The sequence below is a fragment of the Synechococcus sp. H55.11 genome (genome assembly GCF_047462475.1).
Lineage (GTDB): Bacteria > Cyanobacteriota > Cyanobacteriia > Thermostichales > Thermostichaceae > Thermostichus.
Map to the genome: position 1 here is coordinate 1 of NZ_JANSJI010000345.1, position 578 is coordinate 578.

Consider the following 578-nt stretch of genomic DNA (forward strand, 5'->3'; position numbering starts at 1 on the left):
TTCCCGCTGCCCCGCGCCGACCAAGTTGCCGATGCTGCAGCCGCCCATCTCCTCTGGCAGGCAGCGCGCCTTATCTTACGCGAGGGCGCCACTCCCTTCCGCTCGCTGGGGCGCGTCTCCATCCGGCCACGAACCTACCAGTTTGTGCCGTTGCTCATGGCGCTGCGCCTTGATCCGGTGCGGCTATTTATTGCCGATGATGTGGGAGTGGGCAAGACCATTGAAGCGCTGCTGATAGCCAGAGAACTTCTGGATCGCGGCGAGATCCGCCGCTTTTGTGTCCTCTGCCCGCCTTACTTGTGCGAGCAGTGGGCCAGGGAGCTGGCGGAAAAGTTTAACCTCGAGCCGGTAGTTATCCGGTCGGGGACGGTAGGGCAACTGGAGCGGCAAACCCCGCCGGGACAAAATCTCTACGAATACTTCCCGGTGCAGGTGGCCAGCATTGATTTTGTTAAAACGGAGCGCAACCGCCCTCAATTTCTGCAGTTTTGTCCTGAGCTGATCATTGCCGACGAAGTGCACGGGGCGGCAGCGGCCAGTTCCGGCAGAGCTCAGCAGGAGCGGCATGCTCTTTTGAG

Annotated in this window: 1 protein-coding gene; it reads left to right on the top strand. The window is 60.9% G+C overall.

Annotation, left to right across the window (positions count from 1 at the left end; all coding sequences use genetic code 11):
• Positions 1–578: SNF2-related protein (locus NW853_RS13270; RefSeq protein WP_414349256.1), on the top strand; the 578-nt coding region annotated here is incomplete at both ends.